The organism is Actinosynnema sp. NPDC023658 (assembly GCF_040639995.1).
In the GTDB taxonomy this organism is placed as follows: Bacteria; Actinomycetota; Actinomycetes; order Mycobacteriales; family Pseudonocardiaceae; genus Actinosynnema.
The window spans coordinates 1-4,637 of sequence record NZ_JBFAAX010000463.1 but is presented as its reverse complement, the minus strand read 5'-3'; the positions used below and the strand labels follow the sequence as shown (position 1 = coordinate 4,637).

The following is a 4,637-nucleotide window of genomic DNA, read 5'->3' as shown; positions in this document are numbered from 1 at the left end:
GGCCGCCGCGACCGCTGGGGAGAGTCGGCGGTCGCGGGCGGCCGGACCGTCCCCGCGTCGATCAGGGGCGGGGAGCCCTGATCGGAGCGGGTCGGCTCAGGAGACGGTCCACTTCTGGGCGGCGGACCCGTTGCACGTCCACAGCTGCGTGCGGGTGCCGTTGGCGGAACTGCCGTTCTGGGCGTCCAGGCACTTGTTCGCCTGGATGTTCACGATGTCCTTCGCACCGCTCACCGCCCACTTCTGCGCGCCGGACCCGTTGCAGTCCCACAGCTGGACCAGCGTGCCGTCGGCCGTGCCGCCCGACGCCGCGTCCAGGCACTTGCCCAGCGCGCGGATCGAGCCGTCACCCGGGCGCGACCACTGCTGGGCGGCCGTGCCGTTGCAGTCGTACAGCTGGACGGGGGTGCCGTTGGCGGAGTTGGCGGCCGCCACGTCCAGGCACTTGCCGCCGACGCCGGTGATCCGACCGCCCGTGGGCTGGGTGCCGTCCACCGTCGACACGCGCACGTAGTCGACCAGGAGCTGCTGCGGGAACGTGGTGCTCGCGTCCGGGTAGCCCGGCCACTCGCCGCCGACCGCCAGGTTGAGGATGATGAAGAACGGCTTGTTGAACACCCACTGGTTGCCGCCGACGTCGGCCGGCGTGCGGCGCTGGTAGACGGTGCCGTCCACGGACCACGCGATGCCGGTGGGCGTCCACTCGATCGCGAAGGTGTGGAAGCCGTCGGCGAAGTTCGGCCCGTTGAACGGCATGCCGATGCCGCCCGCGCCGGAGTACCCGGGACCGTGGATGGTGCCGTACACGGTGTCCAGGTCGTGGCCCAGGAACTCCATGATGTCGATCTCGCCGCTGTTCGGCCACGGCGTGCCGGAGTTGATGTCCTGGCCGAGCATCCAGAACGCGGGCCACATGCCCCGGCCGCGCGGCATCTTCATCCGCGCCTCGACCTTGCCGTAGGTCGTGGTGAACTTGCCGGCGGTGTTGATCCTGGCCGACGTGTACAGGCAGCTGCCGTACCAGCAGTTGTAGTTGCCCGGGTTCTCCTTGCGGGCGGTGATCACCAGGTTGCCCGCGCCGTCCATGGCGGCGTTGCTCGCCGACGACGTGTAGTACTGGTGCTCGCGGTTGTTGCCGTTGTTGTTGCCGACCTCGGTGTTCCACTTCGAGGCGTCGACCCGCGTCCCGGCCGCGCCGTTGAACTCCTCCGCGAAGGTCACCGCCATGGTGCCCACGTCGGCGGCGGCGTTCGTTGCCGGGGCGGCTTGCGCGGCGGGCACGGCGAGCCCGCTGAAGGCGAGCAGCACCGCGCTCACCACCACTCGTGTCCTCATCGACACTCCCTTCACTCTGGCGGCGGCCAGCCAGAAGTTACTGCATAACCTTGAATCAAGTCACGATGAAAGTAGGGAGGCTTTACTGTCGGGTCATGCCGGGACACCCACCGGCCCGACGAGGAGGTCGACACCCGATGGCCATGCTTCGCAGCTACGTGTCCGGACGCTGGCACGCTCCCTCCACCGAAGGCGTGCCGCTGCACGACGCCGTGACCGGCGAGGAGATCGCCCGGATCTCGTCGCAGGGGATCGACATGGCGGCGGCGCTGGACCACGGCAGGCGCGTCGGCGGGCCGGCGCTGCGCGAGCTGACGTTCCACCAGCGCGCGGCCCTGCTCAAGGCCCTCGCCTCGTACCTGCGCGAGCACCGCGACGAGCTGTACGCCCTGTCCGCCCGGTCGGGCGCGACCAGGACCGACTCGCTGATCGACGTCGACGGCGGCATCGGCGTGCTGTTCGGCTACGCGAGCAAGGCCAAGCGCGAGCTGCCCAACGACAAGGTGCACGTCGACGGCGCGGTGGAGCCCCTGAGCAAGGGCGGCACGTTCGTCGGGCAGCACGTCGCCACGCCGCTGCGGGGCGTCGCGGTGCAGATCAACGCCTTCAACTTCCCCATGTGGGGCCCGCTGGAGAAGTTCGCCCCCGCGTTCATCGCGGGCGTGCCGTCGCTGATCAAGCCCGCGTCCCAGACCGCCTACGTCACCGAGAAGCTGGTCGAGCTGATGCTGGCCTCCGACCTGCTGCCCGAGGGCTCGTTGCAGCTGGTCACCGGCAGCGCGGGCGACCTGCTCGACCACCTCACCGGGCAGGACCTGGTGGGCTTCACCGGCTCCGCGTCCACCGCCCAGGTGCTGCGCACCCACCCGACCGTGGTGCGCAACAGCGTGCGGTTCAACGCCGAGGCGGACTCGCTGAACTGCTCGATCCTCGGCCCGGACGCGGTCGAGGGCACGCCCGAGTTCGACCTGTTCGTCAAGCAGCTCGTCAGCGAGATGACGGTCAAGGCCGGCCAGAAGTGCACCGCGATCCGGCGTGCCCTGGTGCCCGCCCCGCTCCTGGACGCCGTCGCGGACGCCGCGACCGCGCGCCTGGCGAAGGTCGTCATCGGCAACCCCGCGAACGAGAGCGTCCGGATGGGCGCGCTGGCCGGGTTGGAGCAGCGCGAGGAGGTCCGGCGGTCGCTCAAGGCGCTGCTGGAGGTCGGTGACGTCGTCTACGGCTCGCTCGACCGCGTCGACGTGGTGGACGCCGACGCCGAGCGCGGCGCGTTCCTGTCGCCGGTGCTGCTCAAGGCCGACCCGGACCACGCCCAGCCGCACGAGGTGGAGGCGTTCGGGCCGGTGTCGACGCTGATGGCCTACCGCGACGCCGAGCACGCGGTCGAGCTGGCGGCGCGGGGCGCGGGCAGCCTGGTCGGCTCGGTCGTCACGCACGACGTGGACTTCGCCCGTGACGTCGTGCTGGGGGTCGCGCCGTGGCACGGCCGGGTGCTGGTGCTCGACCGCGACGACGCCAAGGAGTCCACCGGCCACGGCTCGCCGCTGCCGATGCTGGTGCACGGCGGACCTGGCCGCGCGGGCGGCGGCGAGGAGATGGGCGGCATCCGCGGCGTGCTCCACCACATGCAGCGCACGGCCGTGCAGGCCAGCCCGAGGGTGTTGAGCGCGGTCACCGGCCGGTGGGTGGCGGGTGCGCCGCGCACCGAGTCCGACGTGCACCCGTTCCGCAAGTCGTTGCGGGAGCTGCGGGTCGGGGACACGGTCGTGGCCGGGCCCCGGACGGTGACGCTGGCCGACATCGAGCACTTCGCCGAGTTCACCGGCGACACGTTCTACGCGCACATGGACGAGGAAGCCGCGGCGGCGAACCCGTTCTTCGGCGGCCGGGTCGCGCACGGCTACCTGGTGGTGTCGTTCGCGGCGGGCCTGTTCGTCTCGCCCGAGCCGGGGCCGGTGCTGGCCAACTACGGGCTGGAGAACCTGCGGTTCCTCACGCCCACGTTCCCCGGCGACGAGCTGACCGTGACGCTGACCGCGAAGCAGATCACGCCCCGCGAGGACCAGGACTACGGCGAGGTCCGCTGGGACGCCGACCTGGTCAACCAGAAGGGCGAGTCGGTGGCCAAGTACGACGTGCTCACGCTGGTGGCCAAGCGGTAGCGGGCGTCAGGCGGGCGGGCGTCGTGATCCTCTTCACGCGTCCGCCCACCGGACGTCCGGCGCGACGGGAACAACCGGCGTGCTCCCGGGGGTTGGCGGGGAGGAGTACTTGAGCGTCACCCGAGTTTCGAGGAGCACCAGAGGTGTCTGAGACCTTTTCGCTGGGCGGGGACCTGACCGTCAACCGCCTCGGCTACGGCGCGATGCGGCTCACCGGTGAGGGCATCTGGGGCTACCCGCCCGATCGCGACAACGCGATCGCCCTGCTGCGCCGGGTGCGGGAGCTGGGCGTCAACTTCATCGACACCGCGGACTCGTACGGCCCGCACATCAACGAGGAGCTGATCCGGCAGGCGCTGCACCCGTACGCCGACGACCTGGTCATCGCGACCAAGGGCGGCCTGCTGCGCACCGGCCCGAACCAGTGGATCACCCTGGGCAAGCCCGCCTACCTGCGGCAGGCCGTGGAGACCAGCCTGGTCCGGCTCGGCGTCGAGCGCATCGACCTCTACCAGCTGCACCGCATCGACCCGGACTACCCGCTGGAGGACCAGGTCGGGGAGCTGCGCGCGTTGCAGGAGGAGGGCAAGATCCGGCACATCGGGCTGTCCGAGGTGGACGTCGCCCAGCTCGAGGCCGCGCGGGCCGTCGCGCCGATCGCGAGCGTGCAGAACCTGTACAACCTGGCCAACCGCGGCCACGAGGCGGTGCTGGAGCGCACCACCGAGCTGGGCATCGCGTTCATCCCGTGGTTCCCGGTGGCGACCGGTGAGCTGGCCCGTCCGGGCGGCGTGCTGGACGCGGCGTCCAAGGAGCACGGCGCCACCCCCGCGCAGCTCGCGCTGGCGTGGCTGCTGCGCAAGTCGCCGGTCGTGCTGCCGATCCCGGGCACGTCGTCGATCGCGCACCTGGAGGAGAACGTGGCCGCCGCGCGGATCGAGCTGACCGACGAGGAGTTCGGGAAGCTGTCCGCCCTGGCCTGAAGCCGGAGGTCAGCCTCTGACGACGGACCTCGGACACGCGGTGGGCGGCCCGGCCCGGTGCCGGGCCGCCCGTGCGCGTGCCGGGGTCACGCCGGGTCGAACGCCCGCCGCGCGACCCGGCGCCGCAGCGCCTCGGTCCGGTCGTCGCCGGCCGCCC

The 4,637-nt window shown here is 71.6% G+C and carries 3 protein-coding genes; 2 read left to right on the top strand and 1 reads right to left on the bottom strand.

Features of this window, described 5'->3' with window-relative positions:
- Positions 1-96 precede the first annotated feature (96 nt).
- Positions 97-1,335, bottom strand: a complete 1,239-nt coding sequence (locus AB0G02_RS28995; protein WP_360799955.1) for a family 16 glycosylhydrolase — start codon at positions 1,333-1,335, stop codon at positions 97-99.
- Positions 1,336-1,472: 137 nt separating this feature from the next.
- On the opposite strand from AB0G02_RS28995, the gene paaZ reads away from it, so the two are divergent.
- A complete protein-coding gene (gene paaZ, locus AB0G02_RS28990; protein ID WP_360799953.1) occupies positions 1,473-3,497 on the top strand; it encodes a phenylacetic acid degradation bifunctional protein PaaZ in 2,025 nt (674 codons plus the stop codon).
- 143 nt (positions 3,498-3,640) lie between these two features.
- Positions 3,641-4,480 (top strand): aldo/keto reductase, encoded by an 840-nt coding sequence (locus AB0G02_RS28985; protein WP_360799950.1) that lies wholly within the window; start codon positions 3,641-3,643, stop codon positions 4,478-4,480.
- Positions 4,481-4,637 lie beyond the last annotated feature (157 nt).

Excerpts from the sequence above, each read along its gene's own strand:
- paaZ (WP_360799953.1), top strand. The coding sequence starts at position 1,473 with ATGGCCATGCTTCGCAGCTACGTGTCCGGACGCTGGCACGCTCCCTCC.
- AB0G02_RS28995 (WP_360799955.1), bottom strand. The coding sequence starts at position 1,335 with ATGAGGACACGAGTGGTGGTGAGCGCGGTGCTGCTCGCCTTCAGCGGG.